21 protein-coding genes are annotated in these 21738 nt (G+C 69.8%); 6 read left to right on the top strand and 15 right to left on the bottom strand.

Going from position 1 to position 21738, the window contains the following annotated elements:
- Positions 1-2: 2 nt before the first annotated feature.
- Entirely contained in the window at positions 3-668 is a 666-nt protein-coding gene (locus IE153_RS05700) for an ATP-binding protein (protein ID WP_189588670.1), read from the bottom strand.
- A gap of 198 nt (positions 669-866) precedes the next feature.
- Here IE153_RS05700 and IE153_RS05695 point away from each other — a divergent pair, with 198 nt between their 5' ends.
- Both IE153_RS05695 and IE153_RS05690 read left to right on the top strand, forming a co-directional pair.
- Positions 867-1712, top strand: coding sequence for a helix-turn-helix domain-containing protein (locus tag IE153_RS05695; protein WP_189588669.1), 846 nt, complete (start codon positions 867-869; stop codon positions 1710-1712).
- Complete coding sequence (locus IE153_RS05690) at positions 1712-1927, top strand: DUF397 domain-containing protein (protein ID WP_308432138.1); 216 nt, start codon at positions 1712-1714, stop codon at positions 1925-1927. The genes IE153_RS05695 and IE153_RS05690 overlap by 1 nt, the downstream gene beginning before the upstream one ends.
- A gap of 6 nt (positions 1928-1933) precedes the next feature.
- Here IE153_RS05690 and IE153_RS05685 read toward each other — a convergent pair whose 3' ends face one another.
- The 7 genes from IE153_RS05685 to IE153_RS05655 all read right to left on the bottom strand — a co-directional run bounded on the left by IE153_RS05685 (position 1934) and on the right by IE153_RS05655 (position 9743).
- Complete coding sequence (locus IE153_RS05685; RefSeq protein WP_229828833.1) at positions 1934-2284, bottom strand: hypothetical protein; 351 nt, start codon at positions 2282-2284, stop codon at positions 1934-1936.
- A gap of 36 nt (positions 2285-2320) precedes the next feature.
- Positions 2321-2731, bottom strand: coding sequence for a VOC family protein (locus IE153_RS05680; RefSeq protein WP_189588668.1), 411 nt, complete (start codon positions 2729-2731; stop codon positions 2321-2323).
- 95 nt (positions 2732-2826) lie between these two features.
- Positions 2827-5499: a beta-galactosidase gene (locus IE153_RS05675; RefSeq protein ID WP_189588667.1), complete on the bottom strand. Its 2673-nt coding sequence runs from the start codon at positions 5497-5499 to the stop codon at positions 2827-2829.
- Positions 5496-6413 carry a carbohydrate ABC transporter permease gene (locus tag IE153_RS05670; protein WP_189588666.1) on the bottom strand — a complete coding sequence of 306 codons (918 nt, stop codon included), beginning with the start codon at positions 6411-6413 and terminating at the stop codon, positions 5496-5498. Before IE153_RS05670 ends, IE153_RS05675 begins: the two co-directional genes overlap by 4 nt.
- Positions 6413-7396, bottom strand: coding sequence for a carbohydrate ABC transporter permease (locus IE153_RS05665; protein WP_189588665.1), 984 nt, complete (start codon positions 7394-7396; stop codon positions 6413-6415). Before IE153_RS05665 ends, IE153_RS05670 begins: the two co-directional genes overlap by 1 nt.
- A gap of 6 nt (positions 7397-7402) precedes the next feature.
- Positions 7403-8689 carry an ABC transporter substrate-binding protein gene (locus IE153_RS05660; RefSeq protein WP_189588664.1) on the bottom strand — a complete coding sequence of 429 codons (1287 nt, stop codon included), beginning with the start codon at positions 8687-8689 and terminating at the stop codon, positions 7403-7405.
- A gap of 253 nt (positions 8690-8942) precedes the next feature.
- Positions 8943-9743: an alpha/beta fold hydrolase gene (locus tag IE153_RS05655; RefSeq protein ID WP_189588663.1), complete on the bottom strand. Its 801-nt coding sequence runs from the start codon at positions 9741-9743 to the stop codon at positions 8943-8945.
- A gap of 280 nt (positions 9744-10023) precedes the next feature.
- Between IE153_RS05655 and IE153_RS05650 the strand changes: the two genes are divergently transcribed.
- On the top strand, positions 10024-10893 hold the full coding sequence (locus tag IE153_RS05650; protein ID WP_189588662.1) for a helix-turn-helix domain-containing protein: 870 nt from the start codon (positions 10024-10026) through the stop codon (positions 10891-10893).
- Between the two features lie 41 nt (positions 10894-10934).
- On the opposite strand, the gene IE153_RS05645 is transcribed toward IE153_RS05650, so the two are convergent.
- Both IE153_RS05645 and IE153_RS05640 read right to left on the bottom strand, forming a co-directional pair.
- Entirely contained in the window at positions 10935-11405 is a 471-nt protein-coding gene (locus IE153_RS05645) for a DUF2267 domain-containing protein (protein WP_189588661.1), read from the bottom strand.
- A gap of 144 nt (positions 11406-11549) precedes the next feature.
- A complete protein-coding gene (locus tag IE153_RS05640) occupies positions 11550-11975 on the bottom strand; it encodes an Hsp20/alpha crystallin family protein (protein ID WP_189588660.1) in 426 nt (141 codons plus the stop codon).
- Positions 11976-12186: 211 nt separating this feature from the next.
- Here IE153_RS05640 and IE153_RS05635 point away from each other — a divergent pair, with 211 nt between their 5' ends.
- A complete protein-coding gene (locus tag IE153_RS05635) occupies positions 12187-12489 on the top strand; it encodes a hypothetical protein (RefSeq protein ID WP_189588659.1) in 303 nt (100 codons plus the stop codon).
- Between the two features lie 350 nt (positions 12490-12839).
- A complete protein-coding gene (locus IE153_RS05630; protein WP_189589237.1) occupies positions 12840-14312 on the top strand; it encodes an alginate lyase family protein in 1473 nt (490 codons plus the stop codon).
- A gap of 125 nt (positions 14313-14437) precedes the next feature.
- On the opposite strand, the gene IE153_RS05625 is transcribed toward IE153_RS05630, so the two are convergent.
- Positions 14438-15907 carry an MFS transporter gene (locus tag IE153_RS05625; RefSeq protein WP_189588658.1) on the bottom strand — a complete coding sequence of 490 codons (1470 nt, stop codon included), beginning with the start codon at positions 15905-15907 and terminating at the stop codon, positions 14438-14440.
- A 134-nt stretch (positions 15908-16041) separates the two neighbouring features.
- The gene (locus IE153_RS05620; RefSeq protein WP_435811838.1) at positions 16042-17385 is read right to left on the bottom strand and encodes a DUF445 domain-containing protein; all 1344 of its coding nucleotides are present in this window, start codon (positions 17383-17385) and stop codon (positions 16042-16044) included.
- 194 nt (positions 17386-17579) lie between these two features.
- On the opposite strand from IE153_RS05620, the gene IE153_RS05615 reads away from it, so the two are divergent.
- The gene (locus IE153_RS05615; protein WP_189588656.1) at positions 17580-18914 is read left to right on the top strand and encodes an SGNH/GDSL hydrolase family protein; all 1335 of its coding nucleotides are present in this window, start codon (positions 17580-17582) and stop codon (positions 18912-18914) included.
- Positions 18915-19217: 303 nt separating this feature from the next.
- On the opposite strand, the gene IE153_RS05610 is transcribed toward IE153_RS05615, so the two are convergent.
- From IE153_RS05610 to IE153_RS05600, 3 genes are read right to left on the bottom strand one after another with little or no spacing between them, the layout of a single operon-like run.
- Positions 19218-19919, bottom strand: a complete 702-nt coding sequence (locus tag IE153_RS05610) for a DUF1707 SHOCT-like domain-containing protein (RefSeq protein WP_189588655.1) — start codon at positions 19917-19919, stop codon at positions 19218-19220.
- Positions 19920-19952: 33 nt separating this feature from the next.
- Positions 19953-20969: an ABC transporter ATP-binding protein gene (locus IE153_RS05605; RefSeq protein ID WP_189588654.1), complete on the bottom strand. Its 1017-nt coding sequence runs from the start codon at positions 20967-20969 to the stop codon at positions 19953-19955.
- 1 nt (position 20970) lies between these two features.
- Complete coding sequence (locus IE153_RS05600) at positions 20971-21735, bottom strand: ABC transporter permease (RefSeq protein ID WP_435811847.1); 765 nt, start codon at positions 21733-21735, stop codon at positions 20971-20973.
- Positions 21736-21738 lie beyond the last annotated feature (3 nt).

Here is a 21738-nt window from a genome sequence, read left to right as displayed (position 1 = left end):
CCTCACAGCCCCCGGCGTGGGGCGGCGTGCTCGGCCTCAAAGCGCATCTGCGCTCGGTCGAGCATGTCGTCCGCGTCTCGGCCGTGGGCTCGGAACCAGTGGAGGAAGTCGGCGATCGCCGCGATCGCCGTCTCTTCCGCCGCGGTCGAGGTCAATCTGCTCGCACCCACCCTGTGCCGGGGCTGTGCAGCGGCAGCGTAGTGGCGCAGCAAGGCCTCGGCGCGCATCACGCTGGAGGCTTGGACGTGCCCGTCGGCCGTGGCGAGCCGTGTCGCCAGCTCGCACCACGTGATCTTGCGATCTGGGCGTAGCAGCACGCCCCAGCGGTCGGCGACCGCGTCCACGAGAGCCATCCCGCGCCCCTCCTCGGCGTCCGTGTCCGCGTCGCGGAGAGTGGGAAGGGCACGCGTGTCAGGGTCGTGCACCTCGATGCGCAGGTGCTTGCTCTTCATGGAAACGGCCAGCGTTGCGGGGGTACCGGGCCCCACGTGAGTGATGACGTTGGAGACTAGCTCGCTGACGCACAGTTGGGCTTCGTCGACCAGGTGCTGCAACCCCCAGACACCCAGGTGCAGCCGCATGATCCGGCGTAGGGCCGCCACTTCCGCGGGTTCGGCCGTGAAGGCGACGTCCCATGGTTTGCGTGGCATGCAGGCTTCCTGACTCATGCGGACCCCTTTCATCGCGGTTGACACCGCATTGACAGCGCAACGTCACGAACGCTCACGGTGAGTTGCGTCGGTGACCAGAGTGCGGGGAGCCCATCCCGTTCTGCAATTTGCAGGAAGGGATTCCCACTTCCGAGTGATTGGCAAGCACAACCCTTGGCGCGAGACTGAGCACTCGCTATCTGAAAGAGGGTTGAGATGGCCGGATCGCCCACGGCACGCCGACGACGCCTCTCGATCGAGCTGAAGAAGCTTCGAGAGAAGAGCGCCCTGACCTGCGCTCAGGTCGGCGAGGCGCTGGATTGGAGCGGCTCCAAGGTCAACCGGATGGAGACGGGCAGCGGACGCGTCCAGCCCTCGGACATCGACGCCCTGTGCCGCTTCTACGACACGAGCGACGAACTGCGCGAGTTCCTCAAGTCACTGGCTCGACAGGCGAAAGTGCGCGGTTGGTGGCAGGTCCACGGCGCCGGTGTGCCCGAGTGGTTCAACATCTACATCGGCCTGGAGCAGGACGCTTCAACCTTCCGCCAGTACCAGTGCGAGGTGGTGCCCGGGCTCATGCAGACCGAGGTGTACGCGTCGGAGTTGCACAAGGCGGGGGCGCATATGTCCGCGCAGGACATCGCGAAGGCGGTGCGTGTGCGCATGGAACGCCAAGCCATGCTGCGGCAGGCGGAAGCTCCGGACGCCTGGTTCATCGTGAACGAGGGCGCGCTGCGCCGCGTCATCGGTGATCGCGCCCTGATGAGGGAGCAGTTGGAACGAGTTCTGGAGTTGGCCGAGCTGCCGACCGTGACTTTGCAGGTCCTTCCCTTCAACTCAGGGACCTGTCCGACCACTGGGTCATTCACCATGCTGGGCTTTCCAGCCCCCGAGGATCCGGACATCGTGTACCGGGACGGCATTACGGATGCTGTGTACCTGGAGGGCGAGCATCATGTACGTGAGTACATGAGGGCGTTCGACGGCCTGCGAGCGGCAGCCCTGAGTCCTCAACGCTCGGCCCTGTTGATCGAGACGATCTTGAAGGATTACACGTAGTGATATCGCCTGAGTCCGACGCCAGCAGCCGTCTCGTGTGGTTCCGGTCGTCCTACAGCAACGGTGCCGGAGGCGAGTGCGTGGAGTGCGCGGTCACGAGTCATGGCGCTCTTGTTCGAGACTCGAAGAGGGGGGAGGCGGATGTGATCGCTGTCAGCGACGATGCGTGGCGCTCCTTCGTCCAGCCCATGAAGTACGTCAGCACGAGGCCCTGAATCGACCTAGCGCAGCCGCTTCTCCACCCGATACTGCTCGACCAGTTCCTCCCACTCCCCGTCGTCGCCCTCGCTCACACCGACGGTCCGTGACTCTCCCACGAGCGCGCGCACCCGGTCCGCCACCTGTGTGGCCCGGCCGCTGGACGTATACACGCCCAGGACGAGGGCGGTGGAGGCGTCGTCGTCGCCGTCGGCGAGGGTGAAGCTCCAGGGGATCTCGCAGGGCGGGGCGTGGTCGGGGTCGGGGCACAGGAGGCGTTCGATCGGGGCCTGGAGCGCGAGAGCCTCCCCTGAGGTCGGGCAGCCGTGGATCCGGATCTCGTACACCCTTGGTTCGTCTTCCTTCACTGGCACTCGCCCTTCCTGATTGCAGCTCAGCCGCGCCTCCGATCAACCCAGTTCTCCCCGCTCGATGCAGAACTCGTTGCCCTCCGGGTCCGCCATCACGACCCAGCCTCGGCCGTTCGGGAGGGTGCGGTCCGTGAGGACGTGGGCGCCCAGGGACACGGCGCGTTCGACCTCCTCGGCGCGGGTGCGGCCCGTGGGGCCCATGTCGAAGTGGATGCGGTTCTTCGTCGTCTTGGCCTCCTCGACCCTGACGAAGAGGAGGCCTGGTGCGCCGTCCGGGAGTTCCACCAGGACCTCGTCATCCCCGGGCTTGTCGATGTCGGAGACGGCGTGGCCCAGGAACTCGGCCCAGAAGCATGCCAGTTCGTAGGGCTCGCCCGTGCAGTCGAAGGTGATGTGGCGGATGGTGGGATGGAGCGTGGGCTTGGGATTGGGATTCGGGCTGGGGTGCAACGGTCGTCTCCCTCACGTTGTCCGGCGCGCCGGTGGGCTTCGCAGGATGCGTGGGGAGACCGGGGCCTGTCGAACCATTTGGTGTCCTCCGGCGGTCAGTCCGAGGACTCCAGCCACAGCGTGCGGAACTCCGGAGCCTTCGGTCCCGCAGCCCCCCGCACCAGCAAGGTCAGCCCGGACCAGCCCGGCGGGACCCACAGGACGTTCGCGTCGCCACCCGAGAAGTCCGGCCGGTCGCCGACCCAGACCCGGCCCACGCACTCCCCGCCGGCCCACCCGGTCACCCTGATCTGTGTGCCGTCCGGTCGTAGCAGGAGGCCGTCGTGGGACTCCGGCAGGTCCACGTCGAGCCATGCCTCCTCCCCCGGTGTGAGGGCCAACGGCAGCTGGACCTCCTGCCCGGGGGCGGCTTCGGTGGCGAAGCCGGTCAGCAAGTCGTCGTCCTGTGCGGAGCACGTCCAGTCCGTCACCGGGTCCAGGGCGAGCAGTTCGGCACGGAGGCCGCCGCCGCTGGGGTGGTGCGGCAGCGTGACCGAGATGCGGTGGGTGCCCGCGGGCAACAGGACCCACGGGTCCTCGGCGTGCACGGCGTACGCCTCGTGGTCGGTGTGCTGCTCGGCGTCCGCCACCGTCACCCGCACCGGCTCGACCACCCCCTTGAGATGCAGAGCCGCCGCAGTGTCCGACCGGATCTCGCGGGTGTAGGTGACGGGGACGCCGACGCGGGTGCTGCTCCAGCCGCCGAGCTCGCGCAGGGGTGCCGGGCGGCCCGCCCAGTGACCGTGCACCTCCCACAGGGCCGAGACGTCCGTCGTCTCCCGGACCGTCCACACCATGCCGAGCCCCCGCAGCGCGCCGAGGCGGAGGGCCGGCAGGCGCGCGTCGTCGAAGTTCGCGTGTCCCCAGATCTCCACTACGGCCTCGACGTCGACGGAACCGGTCGCTTCCCGGACGTCGATTCGCCGGGTGGCCCCGAATCCGGCGATCGTCGGGCGCGCCCTGCCTGCGATCGTCAGGTCGACGATGTCCGCCGCCCCGACGAGCAGCAGTTCGTCGACGCCCGTGAGATCCGTCGTGGTCCGGTAGGTGCCGCGCCCCCGGTACACGCCGAGCGACTCCAGCGTCGGCGGCAGTTCGTGCCGGCCCGCCGCCCGCTCGGGAGCGGTGGTGTCCACTCGTCGGCGCGCGCGCCGCATCGCCACGGGCGCCGATGTGGGCCGGGCGGGTGTCGGTGCGTCGAGATGCACGGTGCCATCGCGGTCCGTGGCGCGCAGGCGTACGGCGTCCGCCGGGGCCAGCGCTACGAGAGTCAGCCCCTCGGCCGTCGCCCGCCCCGGCACTCCGGCCGCCGGTGCCGGTATCTCGACCCGGGCGTCCCCGATCACGACGGTGACCGGCACCTCGGAGGCGAACACCAGCACGCCCTCCCCCGCCGCCACCAGGTCCGCCGACGCCAGAGTGAGCGTCCCTTCGTGGCCCCATGGCCCCAGGGGCACGTCCACCAGCATCAACGGACACGAATCGGGCCCCACGGCGACCGGCACGCCGTTCACGACCGCCGTTCCCGCCCCGGACCCCGTCCCCGCCCCTGATCCCATCCCCGTCCGAGTCCCGAGATGCGGTACGGCGAGGAGCAGGCCGCCCCCGTCGAGTCGCAGGGCCGACGGTGACGAGCTGGTCGGGAAGTCGGTGGTGACCGGTGTGTGCGGGACGGTCGGAGTGGCGAGCGCCAGGCGCTGTCCCAGGGTGTCGATGACGCGGGCGAGGATCTGGGCCTCGGCGTACTCGGGGCGTTCGGTGCCGGTGGAGGAGACGTAGCCGCCGAAGTCGTAGCCGTGGCTCATGAGGTTGCCGGGCCTGCCCCAGTTCCCCGCGGACGGGGTGTATCCGAAGTTCCAGCCGGAGGACTGGAGGTAGGGGGCGATCAGCGAGGCGCCGCTGGCCAGGAGGCGGCGCAGGGTGCGGTGGCGGCGGTTGGTCTCGGTGATCAGCAGGGGCAGGTCGCGCTCCGCCAGCAGCTCGGCGTAGCGCCGCACTTCGGGTTCGATGTGCGGGGAGTCGTCGTCCGGGTAGAAGTTGCACGCCGGTACGACACCGGGGACGTCTCCGGTGGCGCCTTCGAGGTCGCCCTGTCCGGAGCAGGCGATGAGCGGCACGGTGATGCCGTGCCGGACGGCCTGGTCGCGCAGGGCGGTGAGGTAGCCGGTCCGGTCCTCGCAGTCGAAGAAGTCCAGCTCGTTCTCCAACTGCACCATGATGACGGGCCCGTTCGCCGGGTACTGGCGCTCGGCGAGGAGCGGCAGCGCCTGGTCGAACCAGGCGGTGACCCGGTCGAGGAAGCGCGGCTCGTGCTGCCTGACCTTCAGCTGGGGGTCCAGGCCCAGCCAGGCCGGCAGCGCGCCGCCGTCCCACTCGGAGCAGATGTAGGGGCCGGGCCGCGCGATGACGTACAGCCCCTCCTCCTGGGCGAGGTCGAGGAAGGCGGCGACGTCCCGCCGGCCCTCGAAGGACCAGCGGCCGGGGGCCGTCTCGTGGAAGTTCCACGGCAGGTAGACGTCCACGCAGGTGTAGCCGGAGGCCCGGACCTGGGCGAGCCGGGCGCGCCACTGTTCCCGGGGCAGGCGGAAGTAGAACAGGGACGCGCACAGCACGAGCTGCGGACCGCCCTCGAACCGGATGCCGCGGGCGTCGAGCGCGATGCCCTGGTCGAGTGTGGTGGTGTGGTCCGGTGTGGTGTCCTGACCGAGTGTGGTGGTGGGGTGGCTCACTTGACTCCCGCGCTTCCGCCGCTGATGTCCATTTCGTACAGGTACTTCTGGCCGAGGTAGTAGACGAGGATCATCGGCAGGGCGAGCAGGATCGAGCCGACCATCACCAGGTTCCAGGGCGGCGCCTGGCCCGCCTGCGAGGTGGCGGTGATGTACTGCACGCCCAGGGCGAGCGGCATCTTCGACTCGTCGTTGAGGTAGATCAGGGGGCCCATGAAGTCGCCCCAGGTGTGGGTGAGCGTGAAGATGCCGATGGCGATCAGGACGGGCCTGAGCATCGGGAACATGATCCGCCGGTAGATGCCGAAGAAGCCCAGGCCGTCCATCATGGCGGCCTCGTCGAGCTCGCTGGGCAGCCGGGAGACGAACTGCCGTACCAGGAAGACGTTGAAGGCGTTGGAGAAGAAGTTCGGCACGATCAGCGGCAGGAAGGTGTTCACCCAGCCCAGGTCCCGGAACAGGATGAACTGGGGGATCATCGTGATCTGCGTCGGGATCATCATCGTGGCGATGACGATGAGGAACATCGTGTTCTTGCCCGGCGCCCGCAGCCGGGCGAAGGCGTAGCCGACCAGGCCGCTGGAGAGGACCTGCCCCACCACCGAGAACAGCGAGATGAGCACCGAGTTGAGCAGGAAGGTGCCCACCGGCAGTTCGGTGCCGAACACCCGGGAGAAATTGTCCCAGTGGAACTCGCGCGGGATGATCGTGAACGCGCCGTTGTTCACGGTGGCGTCGCCGGCCAGGGCGATCGAACCGACGAAGACCAGCGGGGTGGTCAGGATCGCCGCGACGATCAGCAGGGTGCCGTAGGTGAACGGGGTCGCGCGGAACGCCCGTACGGCGGGGGCCTGTTCCTTCGCGGGCCGGTCCTCGTGCCCGCGCTTGCGGACAGGGGTCGCCAGGGTCGCCATCACTTCACCTCGGTCTCGTAGAACACCCAGCGCCGGGTGGTGCGGAAGGCGATCACCGTGAACACCAGGATCACCAGGAACAGCAGCCAGGAGATCGCCGAGGCGTAGCCCATGCGGTAGTAGCTGAACGCCTGGTCGAACAGGAGCGGCACCATGGTCTGGGCCGCGTCGTAGCCGGCGGGGTTCTTGCCCTTGGGGATGAGGATGTAGACCTGCGAGAAGATCTGGAACGCGTTGATCAGGCCCATGATCAGGTTGAAGAAGATGATGGGCGTCAGGTGCGGCAGCGTGATGCTCCAGAACTGCCGCGTCGCGCTCGCGCCGTCGACCTCGGCCGCCTCGTACAGCTCACGCGGGATGCCCTTCATCGCGGCGAGCAGCAGCACGGTCGCGGCGCCCGCGCCCCACGCCGACATCAGGATCAGGGCGGGCTTGACCCAGGGGCCGTCGAGCAGCCAGTTGGGGCCGGAGACGCCGAACAGGCCGAGGAAGTCGTTGATCGGGCCGTTCGGCGCGAGCACCATCCGGAAGATCATCGCTGTGGCGACCAGCGGGATCAGCGTCGGCAGGTAGATCAGGGTGCGGAACAACTTGCGGGCCCTGACCTGCTTGTTGAGCAGGTTCGCCAGCCAGAGCCCGAGCACCAGGCCCAGCGGGACCGAGATCGCCGCGTAGTAGAAGGTGTTCCACAGGGCCTTCCAGAAGACCGGGTCGTCGGTGAGGGCCGTGACGTAGTTCTGGAAGCCGACCCACTTCGGCGGGTTGAAGGAGTCCCAGTCGGTCAGGGAGTAGTAGACCGACGCGATCATCGGCCCGAGCAGGAAGACCAGGAAGCCGATCACCCACGGCGAGATGAACAGGTAGAAGGAGAGCGCCTCACGGCGCCGGCGCTTGGAGAGCTTGGGCTTCCTGAGTGAGGGGGGCTTCTCCGCGGCCGTGGGGGCGGCCTCCGGGGCGGCCTTCGAGGCGGTCGAGGTTGCCACAGCCGGTCATACCCCGGACTTGATGAGGGACTCGAGGTCCTTCTGCACGGCCGTCAGCGCCTTCTTGGCGCTGCGCTCCTTGCCGAGCCAGAAGTCGGCGAGGCCGTTGGAGATCGTGTCGATCATCTGGTTCCACTCGGGGATGAACGGCGCCCGGAAGACGAACGCGCTCGACTCGGCGAACACGCCCATGTCGACGTCCGTCTTCATCCACGACGGCTTGAGGAAGGCCTGGCTCTTCTGCACCTCCAGGTCGGCCGGCACGTCCTGGCCGGAGGCGATGATCACCTTCTGCGCCTCGGCGGAGGTGAGGAAGTCGATCGCCTTGAAGGCGTTGTCGCGCTGCTTGGAGGTGCGGGAGATCGCCAGGCCGCTGCCGAACGCCGACACGGCCTGCTTCTTGCCGCGCCACATGGGCGCGATGTCCCAGCCGAACTTCACCTTCGTCAGGCCGGACATGACCCAGAAGCCGTTGGCGTGGGTGGCGACCTTCTGGTTGGGGAATGCCTGGTCGCCGCCGATGTCGGGGCCCATGTCGGCGTAGTCCGCCTTGCTCGGCACCACCTTGTGCTTGAACACCAGGTCGCCCGCCCACTGGAGCGCCTCGACGACCTCGTCGCTGTCGACCGCGGGCCGGCCCTGGGCGTCGATGATGGTGCCGCCGTTCTGGTAGGCGAGGCTCCACCACTGCGGGAACCACTCGGCACCGCTGTATCCCCACACCTTGCCGGGGACCGTCAGCTCCTTGAACGCGTCGAGGGCGTCGTCCCAGGTCCAGTCCGCGGTGGGGGCCTTGATGCCCTTCTTGTCGAACATGTCCTTGTTGTAGAACACGGTGACCGCGCCGGAGCGGTCCGGGATCGCATACAGCTTGTCCTGGTACGTGTAGAGCGAGCCGACCGGACCGAAGCGCTGCCCGGTGTCGAGGTTCGCCTTCTTGGCGAGGTCGTCCAGGGGCAGCAGCTGGCCCTTGCTGGAGTACGTGTTGACGCTCTCGGCGACCTGCATGATGTCCGGCCCGGTGCCGCCGGCGATCATCGTCTGCACCTTCTGCGGGTACGCGTCGCCCGGGATCAGCTGCAGCTTGACCTTCAGGTCCGGGTGCTTCTTGACCAGCAGGTCGATGCGGGCCTGATACGTCTTGCGGTCGGGGTCGCCGCCCCACACCGTCATCACCAGCGGAGCGTCAGTCGCACCGGCGCCGGAGCCGCACGCCGTCAGCGTGATGACCCCCGCCGCGACTCCGAGCCCCAGAAAACCCCGACGAGAAAACCGCGCACTGTCAAGCGTCATGGCACTGCCCTTCCTTGAGACATGCACACGCCTTGAGGTCGCCCGGATGATCAGGCCGGACTTCGAATGGCGGTTAAAATAACCATCGTTTTAAGCCAGCGACAAGACCTTGTTTCGTGTGGGTTCAGTTGTGACCCGGAGCTCAAGGCGGCACAAAAGCGGGCATCGACGGGGTCGTTGCAGGTGGGCTGGCGGGGTGTCGCGGCCGGTTCCTCCGCTGGCGGGGGATCGCCCGCGGCGGTGGGCGCGCCCTTCAGTCGGACAGGAAGGCGGCGATCGCCTCGTGGAGGCGGGTCGGCTGCTCCAGGTGGACGCCGTGGGCCGCGCCGGGGATGCGCACCGTCACCGTGTCCGGGCGGTGGGCGAGCATCGTGGCCGGCTCCTCGGGGCGCATCGTGCCGTGTTCGCCCTGGATGAGGAGCGTGGGGCAGGTGATGCGGGACCACTCCTCCCCGTAGGCCGTGGTGGCCAGTTCGGCGACCGAGGCGATGATCGTGGCGCGGTCCCAGGTCGGGTGCCAGCCGTCTTCTCGCTGGATCAGGGTCCTCGTCCTGGCCTCGTGGCCCAGGAAGGCTTCCGCTTCCTCCAGGGACGTGAACGGGGTCGGCCAGCTGTCCAGCCAGGTCGCGACCTGTGCGGGGAGGTCCGGGCTCGGGCCGGCCGGACCCGCCTCGATCAGGATCAGGGATGTCACCGGCTGGAGGTGGGACGCGGCCAGCAGCATGACCGTGTGGCCGCCCAGGGACTGGCCGAGGAGGGTCACGGGGGCCAGGCCCAGTACCTCGATCAGGGTGAGGGCGTCCTGGACGTGGGCCGCGCGGGTCGTCGTCGGCGGAGTGCGGGTGCTGGCGCCGTGGCCTCGGGCGTCGTACGTCACCACGCGGTGGCCGTCGGCCGACAGCCGCGCGGCGAGGGTGTCCCACTCGCCCTGGTGGCCCGCCAGGCCGTGCAGGAGGAGGATCGTGGTCGTGGGCGTGCCTGCGGGGTGATGGTCCCTGTGGGCGATGTGGGTGCCGTCGGGCGTGGTGAGGGTTCCGGACGTCGCGTGAGTCAAGGAGCCCCTCGTGTCGCCGACTTGGACGGCTGCGCGCCGGCCACCCCTGGCCGTCAAGTGGTGGCCGTCGTACGCGGTTCAGGAGCCTGCGGTGCTGGTCAGTGCCTGTCTTCGGTCCCACCCGGCAGAACGCCTGACGGTTCCTGCCGTGGGGCACATTACAACGGCAGATTCCGTTCCGGCTGCCTCACGACACGCCGACACGGCAGACGATCACGGGTCATGCCCCATGGCAATCTGCGGCCCTGGACGATGACTTGGAGCCGGAGGGACACCGCTCGTGGCCGCGAACAGCAACCCCACCGTCAGAAGGCGCCGCCTCGGAGCCGAGCTCCGTCGGCTCCGCGAGGCCAGGGGGCTGACGAGCACAGAAGTGGCCAAGCAGCTCATGGTCTCCCAGCCGAAGATCAGTCACCTGGAGAACGGCAACCGCGCCATCAGCCCCCGCGACGTGCGCGACCTGTGCGCGATCTACGACGTGACGGACCAGCAGGTCATCGACGCTCTGATGCAGATGGCCAGGGAATCCGGAGAGCGGGGCTGGTGGCACGCCTACGGCGACGTCCCCCAGAGCGTCTACATCGCCCTGGAGACGGACGCCGCCTCCCTCCACGTCTACGAGCCCATGGTGATCCCCGGGCTGCTGCAGACCCCCGCCTACGCCCATGCGGTCATCGAGGAAACGATCCCCCGGCTCACGGTCGAACAGACCGCCGCGCGCCTCAAGGTACGGCTGCGCCGCCAGCACCGGATCTACGACCCGGCCTCCCCGCTGCGCCTGTGGGTCGTCCTGGACGAATCGGTACTGCGCCGTGTCGTCGGCAGTCCCGACGTCATGCGCGAACAACTGGAACACCTGATCGCGCTCAGCGCCGAGCCGCACGTCACCGTGCAGCTCCTCCCCTACACCGTGGGGGCCAACCCCGGCCTGTCAGGACAGTTCTCCATCCTGAAGTTCACCGACACCGTCGACGCGGTGGTGTACCTGGAGCGGTTCACCAGCGACCTCTACCTGGAGAAACACTCCGACGTACGGCACTACAGCGTGATGTACGACCACCTCCAGGCCCAGGCCCTCGACCCCGCCGACACCCTCGGATTCATCACCGACGTCACCAAGGCGTACGTCGACGGGGCGAGCCGTCCCTGAGTGCGGTTCGCGAAGCTCCCGGGAGCGTTTCCCCGGGGTGCTCAAGACCGGGATCGAGAGCAGGCACTCAGGTCCGCTCGGCCGAACAGGAGAGCGTAACCCGGGGGGAGTTGGGCCAGGACACGGCTGACCAGGTCGTCGCCGAGCAGGGGTGGCAGCGCGCCGAGGACCGAGCTGACGTCCCAGCGGGCTGTGGCGGATGTGGCTCCTGGGGTGCGGGACGCGACCGAGTCGACGAACTCGGCTGCCGTCAGCCGGTGCGTGACCGGGATCTGGGCGGCGATCAGCCGGGCGGCCTCCCCGGGCAGGGCGCGGGCGAGGTCGACCCGTTCGTCGCCGGTGACGTGGGTGCCGAGGGCGGCCAGGACGGTACGGGTGACCTGTTCCGCCTTCGACCGGGTGGGGTACAGGCCCGACTCGCGGACCGCTTCGATCAGCTGGGGCCAGCCGTTGTCGTCGGCGGCGTGGGGGGCGCGTCCGGTCGTCACACGGGGCACCGTCGTCGTGCTCATGTGCGGGGTTTTCCTCCGGGTGATGGGTTGGGTGGGTGCGAGCCGGTGTCGCGCCGCCGGCGGATCGTCCGGCGGCGCGACGTGGGTGCTGACGGTCGCCGTACGGGCGGGACGGGCTGTGCCCGTACGGGCCCGCGGTCGGCGTCAGCCGCTGATCTGCCTGGGCGAGTCGCCGCCCGTGATCTGGATGCGGCGGGGCTTGGCCTGCTCGGCAACCGGGATGCGCAGCGTGAGGACGCCGGACTCGTAGGAGGCGTCGATGCGCTCCGTGTCCAGCGTGTCGCCGAGGAACAGCTGGCGTGTGAAGGTGCCGGTGGGGCGCTCGGCGACGAGGGGTTCCGCGCCCTCGGGGGCGGGGGACCTGCGCTCGGCTCGGACGTTCAGGACGTTGCGCTCCACGTCCAGCTCGATCGTCTCCGGGTCGATGCCGGGGAGGTCGAAGTGGACGAAGAAGTCGTCCCCGGAACGGTAGGCGTCCATCGCCATCGCCGACGGGCGGGTGGTGGCGGGACCGAACACCTGCTGGGTCAGTCGGTCGAGCTCACGGAAGGGGTCCGTGCGCATGAGCATCACTGGTCACTCCTCTCTTCGGACGCAGTCGGTGCGATGCCCTACGGTCTGCGTCTTCTTATATAGCTCGGAGGAGGAAACTTGACAAGCCTGGGCTCAGGTTCGGGTTTCCGGGGTGGGCGACGTCCGCCGGGGCCCCTGGCGGGTGGGTCCGGCAGCGTGGGGGCTAGCCTCAAGATCCCGAACAGGGCGTAGGACGCAGGAGGCAGACATGGCGAAGGTTCCCAGCGCGGTGGTCGCCGCGAGCGGGCTCGTGGGCGGGTACGGCGTGGCCCGCTGGACCAGGCAGCGGCCGCTCGGCGGGGTCGTGCTCGCCGTGGCCGGGGTGGCGGCCGCGCGGCAGTGGCGGCAGCAGGCCGGTGGGGTGGCCGCGGGGGTGTTGTCGGCCGCGTATGTCGCCGCCTTCGCCGGGTCGCATCCGCTGGCGAAGAAGGTGGGTGCCTGGCCTGCCGTGTTCGGAGTGGCGGGCGCCGTGGGGCTGGCGTCGTGGGCGGTCGCGGACCGGCGCGGCTGATCTGCCGGCCGAGGTGCGCCGGCACAGCTGACCGGTCGGCCGGCTCACCTCGGCGGACACAGCGCGCGGACACAGCAAAGAACCCGGCCCTGAATCCCAGGGCCGGGTTCTTGTCGGAGCGCCGGGCAGGCCTTGCACCTGCATCTCCCCACAGGAAGTGGGGCGTCTTTCCTTGGACCACCAACGCACTGTCCACCGACCGGAGTTCCGGCGACTGGACGCAGATCAACTATAGCGCAGTTTCTGTTATCCCCTTCACCACCAGGCCGTCTCCTCACCGTCCCCCGCAGGTACGCGACTTACGACGCAGGTGGTACGACGACGTGACACGACAGATCAGCCGCCGGAGCATGCTGAAGGCGACGGGCACCGGCATCGGTACCGGTGCGACCGCACTCGCCACCCCGACCGCTCTCGCCGCCCCGGCCGACGCCGCCGGTGCCCCTCTCGTTCACCCCGGGCTGCTGCACACCCGTACCGATCTGGACCGTATGGCGGCCAAGGTGAAGGCGGGCGCCAGACCGTACTGCGCCGGGTTCGCCAAGCTCATCGCCAACCGGCATGCGCAGAGCGGGTGGCGGGCCAATCCGCAGGCCGTCGTGTACCGGGGGTCGGGCTCGCCCGAGAACTACCGGATCCTCTACAACGACATCCACGCCGCCTACCAGAACGCCCTGCGCTACCACGTCAGCGGCGAGAAGGCGCACGCCGACACCGCCGTGACGATCCTCAACGCCTGGTCGGGGAAGCTGACCCGGCTGGAGGGCAGCGCCGACCGGTTCCTGGCGGCGGGGTTGTACGGCTACCAGTTCGCGAACGCCGCGGAACTCGTGCGGGACCACGGGGACTTCGACCTGAAGCGGGCGTGGGAGCTGCTGCTGAACGTCTTCCATCCGCTCAGCGACAGCTTCCTGAGCCACCACAACAACGCCGTCGTCACCAACTACTGGCCCAACTGGGATCTGACGGCCCTCGCGTGCGTGCTCGCGACCGGGATCTTCTGCGACGAACGGGCCGTGGTCGAGCGGGCCGTGGAGTACTTCAAGCACGGGGACGGGATGGGATCGGTCAAGCACGCGATACCCGTCGTCCACGAGGACGGGCTCGGCGAGTGGGTCGAGGCCGGACGGGACCAGGGGCACGCGCTGCTCGGGGTCGGGCTGATGGGCACGGTGTGCGAGATGGCGTGGAACCAGGGGATCGATCTGTACGGCTACGACGACAGCCGGTTCCTCAAGGGGGCGCAGTACGTGGCCAAGTGGAGCCTGGGCGGGGACGTGCCGTACACGGCCAACACCCGCAGGAAGGGGGCGATCGGGGGGTGGTCGGGGAGTGAGACCGCGTCCGATGCGGCGGGGGTGGACCCGGGGATGACCCGGCCCATCTGGGCGATGATCGCCCACCACTACACGAAGCGGCGGGGGTTGCCGGCGTCGTACCTCACGCGGGCGGCCGCCAAGGCCTCGCCCGAGGGTGGGGGCGGGGACTACGGGCCCAACAGTGGGGGGTTCGACCAGCTGGGGTTCGGGACGCTGGCGTTCACGCGGGAGCGGGGCCGGAGCCAGGGCCGGGTGGAGGAGCCTGCCGGGGGGCCTTCGCCGAGCCCGAGTCCGAGTCCGTCCGATGGGTCGCCGGGCTCGCGGGGTGCCGGCGGTGTACGGCCGCAGGCCTCGGCGTCTCCGGCCCTCGGGGGCGACCTCGCGGCGACCGGTACCGGGGACGCGGCGGGCTGGGCCGCGGCGGCCGGGATCGGCGCGCTGGCCGGTGGACTGCTGTTGCTGCGGAGGCGTGACCGGGTGTCGCGGCGGGAGGGGGTCGAGTAGCGGCCGACCCGCGCCCACTCACGCGTCGGCGGACGGCGACAGCGGCGTGCGAGCGCGGAATCCGCCCCGCGCTCGCACGTGCCTCGACTGGACGGGGGTGACCGCACCCTGGTCTCCCCCAGCCCTCAGCCGCTGCCCTTGCCGCCCGCCGCCGTCAGCGGCTTGGCGATGTCCTCCAGGGAGCGGCGCTCCGCCTTCACCGCCAGGAGTGCCGCGACCAGGCCCGCCAGGCACATCAGCGTCGCGCCGATCGAGAAGGCGAGGACCGTGTCGCCGACGACGCCGGTTTCCGTGAGCTTGGCGAACAGCAGCGGGCCGCTGATGCCGCCGGCCGCCGTGCCGATGGCGTAGAAGAACGCGATGGACATGGCCCTCGTCTCCATCGGGAAGACCTCGGAGACGGTCAGGTAGGCGCTGGAGGCGCCTGCCGAGGCGAAGAAGAGGACCGCGCACCAGCAGGCCGTCATGGTGGCCGCGCTCAGCGAGCCCTGGTCGAAGAGCCAGGCCGTGCCGAAGAGGAGCAGGCCGGAGAGGATGTACGTGCCGGAGATCATGATGCGGCGGCCGACCGTGTCGAAGAGCTTGCCGAGGAGCAGCGGGCCGAAGAAGTTGCCGATGGCGATGACGGCGAAGTAGTAGCCGGTGTTGCCGCTCGGGACGTCGAAGAACGTGGTCAGGATCGCGCCGAAGCCGAAGGTGATCGCGTTGTAGAGGAACGCCTGGCCGATGAAGAGGGAGAAGCCGAGGATGGCGCGCTTGCGGTAGTCGGAGAAGACCGTGCGGCCGATCTCCACGAAGGAGACGCTGCGGCGCTGGTGGATGGTGATCTCGCCCTCGGGGCGCGGCAGCGGATCGTCCCGCTCCTCCTCGATCTTGCGTTCGATGGAGGAGACGATGCGTTCCGCTTCGTCGTCACGGCCGTGGATCAGCAGCCAGCGTGGGCTTTCGGGGACGTGCCGGCGGACGAGGAGGATCACCAGGGCGAGGACCGCGCCGAGCGCGAAGGTGAGGCGCCAGCCGACGTTCGCCGCGAAGATGTCCGTGTCCAGGGCGACGATCGACAGCAACGAGCCGAAGACCGCGCCCAGCCAGAAGCTGCCGTTGATCATCAGGTCGGTGCGGCCGCGGTACTCCTTGGGGATCAGCTCGTCGATCGCGGAGTTGATGGCCGCGTACTCGCCGCCGATGCCGAAGCCGGTGAGGAAACGGAAGAGGAAGAACCACCAGGTGTCGAAGGAGATCGCGGTGAGGGCGGTGGCCGCGAGGTACACCGCCAGCGTGATCATGAAGAGTTTTTTGCGCCCCCACTTGTCGGTGAGCCGGCCCCAGAAGAGGGCGCCCAGGCAGGCGCCCGCCACGTACAGGGCGGCCGCCATGCCGGTGACCTCACCGGACGTGATGGGCAGGCCGCTGTCGGGCTCCGACAGGCGGCTGGCGATGTTTCCCACGACGGTGACTTCGAGACCGTCGAGGATCCACACGGTGCCGAGGCCGATGACGATCGTCCAGTGCCAGCGCGACCACGGGAGGCGGTCGAGGCGGGCGGGGATGTCGGTGGTGATGGTTCGGCCGGTCCCGGCCTGCGCGGTTCTCATGGGCTCCCTCCACGTCGAGCGAACCCGGATCGAGTGCCCTGAGCGGTTTCTCTTACGCCCTGAGATACCTCGCTCGCGCCCTGAGATACCTGTCATACGCCCTGAGCCACCCGCTCAGGCCTGAGCTGCCCCTCTCACGCCCCGAGCGCGTGCGACACCGTGTAGATCAGCAGGCCGGCCAGGGAGCCGACGACCGTGCCGTTGATGCGGATGAACTGCAGGTCGCGGCCGATGTTGGCCTCGATCTTCCGCGTGGTGTGCTCGGCGTCCCAGCTCGCCACCGTGTCGGTGATCAGGGAGGTGATCTCCTTGCGGTAGGTGGTGACGACGTAGACGGCCGCGTCCTCCACCCACTTGTCGACCTTGTCCTGCACCTTGCGCTCGGCCGCCATCCGCGAGCCCAGCGACAGCAGGGACGCCCGCACGCGCAGCCGCAGCTCGCTGCGCTCGTCCTCCGCCGCCGCGACGATCATGGATCGTACGGCCGTCCAGGCGCTGGCGATGAGGTCCTGGACCTCGTCACGGCCCAGCACTTCGCCCTTGAGCCGCTCGACGCGGGCGCGGGTGTCGGTGTCGGACTGGAGGTCGGAGGCGAAGTCGGTGAGGAACCGGTCGAGGGCGCCGCGCGCGGGATGGCCGGGCATGTCGCGCATCTCGGTGACGAAACGCAGCAGTTCCTTGTAGACGCGCTCGCCGACCTTCTTGTCGACGAACTTCGGGGTCCAGCCGGGGGCGCCGCCCTGCACGGCGTCCATCACGGAGTCGCCGTGCAGCACGAGCCAGTCGTGGGCGCGGGTGACGACGAGGTCGACGACCCGTTTGTGGCCGCCGTCGGCGACGACCTTCTCCAGCATCTTGCCGATGCCGGGCCCGATCTCCTGGGCGCCCGCGCGGCGGGTGATGGCCTCGCCGACCACCGCCTGGACGTCGGAGTCGCGCAGGACCGTCAGGGCGCCGCGCAGGGCGGTGGACAGCTCGGCGGTGACCCGGTCGGCGTGTTCGGGGACCGCGAGCCAGGCGCCGAGGCGGCTGCCGATGCCGACGGCGCGCAGCCGCTGCCGTACGACGTCCTCGGAGAGGAAGTTCTCCCCGACGAACTCGCCCAGGGAGACGCCCAGCTGGTCCTTCTTGGTCGGGATGATCGCGGTGTGCGGGATGGGGATGCCGAGGGGGTGCCGGAAGAGGGCGGTGACGGCGAACCAGTCCGCGAGCGCGCCGACCATGCCCGCCTCGGAGGCGGCGGCGACGTAGGCCGCCCACGACCCGGCACCGGAGTTGTGCGCCCAGGTGGACAGGACGTAGACCAGCGCCACGAACACCAGAAGTCCGGTGGCGGTGAGCTTCATCCGGCGTACGCCGCGCTGTTTCTCCTCGTCCGCCGGGCTGAACGTCGTCATCGCGCGGTTCACGGCGCCGCCGGGGCGGGCATGCTGCCCACCGGCACCGGCACCCTTTTCTGCTGCTTTCGTCCGTTCCATCCGCTCCACCCGCTCGGTGATCCCGCACACATTGTCCCTTCCTGACCGACTCCTGGAACGGAACAGGAGTTCCCGGCGTCTGTCGGGAGGGGGTATTGCCACGGGGTCCTGTGAACTTCCCCCGGCCCATGACGCATCATGGGCACATCAGATCGGAGCCTTGGGCTCCCATCGCCCGAGGAGAACAACACAGCATGACCCGAGGACGTGGTTACGCCCTCCTGGCCCTGGTCGTCGCAGCGATCGTGGCCCTTTCCACCGCCATATACGTCGGAGTGGGGTCCGACGACGGCATGCGCAACCGGAACGCCCTCGGCGACGGTCGCGCCCCTCACAACTCCGCCGCACCCGCCTCCACCGGCACCTGGGTCGGCACCTGGTCCGCGTCCCCCTCCGCCGCCGAACCCGGCACCGAGGCCACGGGCATGGCGGACCGTTCGGTCCGCAACGTCGTCCACACCAGTGTCGGCGGTACGAGTGCCCGCGTGACGCTGTCCAATCTCTACGGCCAGTCGCCGCTGAGCATCACGCGGGCGACGATCGCCGTCTCCGCGGGCAGCGGCACGGCGGCGGCACTCGCGGACACCATGCGGCAGCTGACCTTCAGCGGCGGCCCCACGGTCGTCATCCCACCCGGCCGGCAGGTGATGAGCGACGCCGTACGGGTCGTCGTCCCGCACGACTCCGACGTCCTGGTCACCACCTACACGCCGAGCAGCTCCGGCCCGGTCACCTACCACCGCCACGCCCGCCAGATCTCCTACGTCGCCCAGGGCGACCAGGCGCAGGACACCACGGGCACGCCGTACACCGAGCGGACCGGGTCCTGGCGGTACCTCACCGCGCTGGACCTGCTGAGCAACGAGTCCGACGGCACGGTCGTCGTCCTCGGCGACTCGCTGACGGACGGCATCACCTCCACGCCGGACACCAACAGCCGCTGGACCGACGTGCTCTCCGACCGGCTGCGCGCCGAGATCGCGGCCGGCCGGGACCTGCCCCGCTACAGCGTCGTCAACCAGGGCATCAGCGGCAACCAGGTCCTCGCCGACGGGCTCGGCCGTCCCGCGGACAACCCCAGCGGGCTGAACCGCTTCGGGCGGGACGTGCTGGAGCGAACGAACGTCAAGGTCGTCGTCATCGACCTCGGCGTCAACGACATCCTGCGCAACCCGCGGCTCGCCGACCCGAACGCGATCATCGCCGGGCTGCGCACGATGGTGGGCCAGGCCCACGCGCGCGGCGTGAAGGTGGTCGGAGCGACGCTGATGCCGTTCTACGGGCACCGGGGGTACACGGAGGCGCGTGAGGCGGTCCGCCAGACGATCAACGCGCAGATCCGCGCCGGGCGGGTGTACGACGCCGTGGCCGACTTCGACCAGGCGCTGCGCGACCCGTACGACCCGCGGCGGCTGCGGTCCGACTACGACTCGGGCGACCATCTGCACCCCAGCGACAAGGGGTACGCGCGGATGGCCGAGTCCTTCGACCTGGAGACGCTGAAGGGGTCGGCGCCGGCGGAGCTGTAATCCCGCCCCGCACCGTCTCGTCCCGTGCCCGCTGCCCGACCACAGGCGGCGGGCACACGGCTGCCGGGGGTCGGTGCCGCGCGCCCCCGCAAGGGGCCCGGTGCCACCTGTATCCGCAGGAGACTCGGCGCTGCACGCCCCCGCAAGCGGCCCAGGGCCGCCCGTCCCCGCAAGGGGCCGTGCCGCTCGTGTTCCACAGGAGATCGGCGCTGCACGCCCCCGCAAGGGGCTCGGTGCCGCCCGTGCCCGCCGGGGGCTCGGTGCCGCCCCGCAGGGGCCCGGTGCCGCCCGTGCCCGCAGGGCTCAGCGCTCCCCGTCCAGCTCCCGCCGCCCCGCCCTGCGCTCCAGCTTCTCCTGGCGCCGCTCCTCGCGGATGCGCAGCTTCTCCGCCCGGGTCAGCTTCCGCTGGACCCCGACGCCGCCCCACAGCGCGAACCCGGTCACGATCACCCGCGGCGCGCCCGGCTCCCCCGGCACGCCCTCCTCGCGGTGGTCGAAGCCGCCCATGATGCCGATGCCGCGGACGACGACCTCGACCCCGGGCGGCACGGTCACATCCACCCCGCCCATGATCGCGATGGCGTTGATCTCGACCTCGCGGTCCGCGAAGTTCGCCTCGCGCAGGTCGATCTCCCCGCCGCCCCAGAAGGCGAAGCAGGTGAACCGCCGGGGCATCGTCCAGTGCCCCTTGCGCTGGAAGCCGGACATCACGGCGACGGCCCAGGTGGAGGACCCCTCGCCGCCGGTGATCCGCCCGGACCAGTCCGGGCCGGCCGCCGGGTCCTTGATCAGGGACACCGCTGGGACCGTCACGCCCGCGGCCGGCAGGTCCCGGGTGAGCGGCGCCAGCTCCCCGTACGTCCGGGCCTTGTACGTCGCGTCGAGCCGCTCCTCGAACTCCTCCATGTCGAGGCGCCCCTCGGCGAGGGCGTCCCGCAGGATGCCGGCGACCTGTTCACGGTCGGCGTCGGAGGCTCGGAGGTCCGGGACGGCGTCGTCGGTCATACACAGCAGCCTACGAGTTCACCCCGCCGGGGGCTACGAGATCGCCCGCTCGGCCTGTTCCCCGTACATGGTGGCGATGACCGCCTCGATGTCCGGCTCCCGCACCGACAGGTCCACCAGCGGGTACTCGGCCGCGATCCGCGCCACGAGCGGCGCCGCCGACTCCCCCGCCGGGAACGCCAGCCACTGGCGCGGGCCCTCCACGCGGACCACCCGCGCGGGCGCCGGAGCGTCGATCGGCGGCAGTTCCCGCTCCAGGTCCACGACCAGGGTCCGCTCGCTCTCCCCGACCTCGTGCAGCCCGGCGAGCGGGCCGTCGTACATCAGGCGCCCGTGGTCGATGACCATCACCCGCTTGCACAACTGCTCGATGTCCTGGAGGTCGTGCGTGGTCAGCAGCACCGTGGTGCCGCGCTCGGTGTTCAACTCCCGCAGGAACTCCCGCACCTTGGACTTGGAGATCACGTCGAGACCGATGGTCGGCTCGTCCAGGTACAGGACCTCAGGGTCGTGCAGCAGCGCCGCCACGATGTCGCCGCGCATCCGCTGCCCGAGGGAGAGTTGCCGTACCGGCACGTCCAGCAGGTCGCCCAGGTCGAGGAGTTCCACCAGACGGTCGAGGTTCTCCCGGTAACGGGCGTCCGGGATCCGGTACATGCGGTGCATCAGCCGGTAGGAGTCCAGCAGCGGCAGGTCCCACCACAGCGTCGTGCGCTGCCCGAACACCACGCCGATGCGGTGCGCGAGCCGTGTCCGCTCCCGGGACGGGTCGATGCCCGCCACCCGCAGCCGGCCCGCGCTGGGGGTGAGGATGCCGGTCAGCATCTTGATCGTGGTGGACTTCCCGGCGCCGTTGGGGCCGATGTAGCCGACCATCTCGCCGCGCTCCACCCGGAAGGAGATCGTGTCGACGGCCCGCACCCGCCGCCGCTCCCGCTTCATGAAGCCGGTCTTCTTGCGCACCTCGAAGACCTTCTCCACACCGTCGAGTTCGATGAACCCGCCTTCCGATCCGCCTTCCTGGCTGGACCCGCTCTCCGACCCGGTCAACTCAACTCCCTGTACTCCGGTACGAACGAAGTCCCGTCCGCCACGCCAGCCCGGCCAGGACGCAGCAGGCCACCGCGACCAGCGGCGACACGAAGGCCGCCCACCCGGGCAGCCCGATCGGGTACGGCCGCCCCAGCACGTGGGCGGCGGGCACCCAGTTGACGAAGGCCAGCGGCAGCATGAAGGTCACGCCCCGCACCAGGTCCTTGCCGAACACCGACGGCGGATACTGCAACAGCGTCGTCCCGCCGTAGGTGAAGGCGTTCTGGACTTCGGCCGCGTCCTGCGCGTAGATCTGGAAGGCCGCGCCCGCCACGAACACCGCCGAGAAGATCGCCGCGCCGCTGACCACCATCACCGGCACCAGCAGCACCTTCGCCGCGCTCCAGTCGACGTCCACCGACACCAGCGCCCAGCCCAGCACCACCGCGCCCTGGGTGATCCGGCCCAGGCGGCGCAGCGCGAAGTGGTCGGCGCCGACCTGGGCGAGCACCGGCGCGGGACGCACCAGCAGCGAGTCGAACGAGCCGTCGCGCATCCGGGCGCCCAGGACGTCCATCGAGCCCAGTGCCAGATCGGCGATCCCGAAGGACGTCACGGACAGCCCGTACAGGAAGGCGACCTCGGGCAGCGACCAGCCGCCCAGCGAGTCCACCTGCGAGAACATCAGCAGGATCCCCACGAAGTCCAGGCCGGTCACCGTCAGGTTCCCGAACACCGTGACGACGAACGAGGCGCGGTAGGTCATGCTGGAGCGCACCCACATCCC

This window comes from Streptomyces massasporeus, from assembly GCF_014648995.1.
Classification (GTDB): domain Bacteria; phylum Actinomycetota; class Actinomycetes; order Streptomycetales; family Streptomycetaceae; genus Streptomyces; species Streptomyces massasporeus.
This window is presented reverse-complemented; position numbering and strand designations above follow the sequence as displayed.

What these genes read in the sequence shown, in the direction of transcription:
- IE153_RS05700 (WP_189588670.1), bottom strand. Translation starts at nt 668, where the DNA reads ATGAGTCAGGAAGCCTGCATGCCACGCAAACCATGGGACGTCGCCTTC.
- IE153_RS05695 (WP_189588669.1), top strand. Translation starts at nt 867, where the DNA reads ATGGCCGGATCGCCCACGGCACGCCGACGACGCCTCTCGATCGAGCTG.
- IE153_RS05670 (WP_189588666.1), bottom strand. Translation starts at nt 6,413, where the DNA reads ATGGCGACCCTGGCGACCCCTGTCCGCAAGCGCGGGCACGAGGACCGG.
- IE153_RS05660 (WP_189588664.1), bottom strand. Translation starts at nt 8,689, where the DNA reads ATGACGCTTGACAGTGCGCGGTTTTCTCGTCGGGGTTTTCTGGGGCTC.
- IE153_RS05645 (WP_189588661.1), bottom strand. Translation starts at nt 11,405, where the DNA reads ATGAGCACGACGACGGTGCCCCGTGTGACGACCGGACGCGCCCCCCAC.
- IE153_RS05640 (WP_189588660.1), bottom strand. Translation starts at nt 11,975, where the DNA reads ATGCTCATGCGCACGGACCCCTTCCGTGAGCTCGACCGACTGACCCAG.
- IE153_RS05635 (WP_189588659.1), top strand. Translation starts at nt 12,187, where the DNA reads ATGGCGAAGGTTCCCAGCGCGGTGGTCGCCGCGAGCGGGCTCGTGGGC.
- IE153_RS05630 (WP_189589237.1), top strand. Translation starts at nt 12,840, where the DNA reads ATGCTGAAGGCGACGGGCACCGGCATCGGTACCGGTGCGACCGCACTC.
- IE153_RS05625 (WP_189588658.1), bottom strand. Translation starts at nt 15,907, where the DNA reads ATGAGAACCGCGCAGGCCGGGACCGGCCGAACCATCACCACCGACATC.
- IE153_RS05620 (WP_435811838.1), bottom strand. Translation starts at nt 17,385, where the DNA reads ATGGAACGGACGAAAGCAGCAGAAAAGGGTGCCGGTGCCGGTGGGCAG.
- IE153_RS05615 (WP_189588656.1), top strand. Translation starts at nt 17,580, where the DNA reads ATGACCCGAGGACGTGGTTACGCCCTCCTGGCCCTGGTCGTCGCAGCG.
- IE153_RS05610 (WP_189588655.1), bottom strand. Translation starts at nt 19,919, where the DNA reads ATGACCGACGACGCCGTCCCGGACCTCCGAGCCTCCGACGCCGACCGT.
- IE153_RS05600 (WP_435811847.1), bottom strand. Translation starts at nt 21,735, where the DNA reads ATGTGGGTGCGCTCCAGCATGACCTACCGCGCCTCGTTCGTCGTCACG.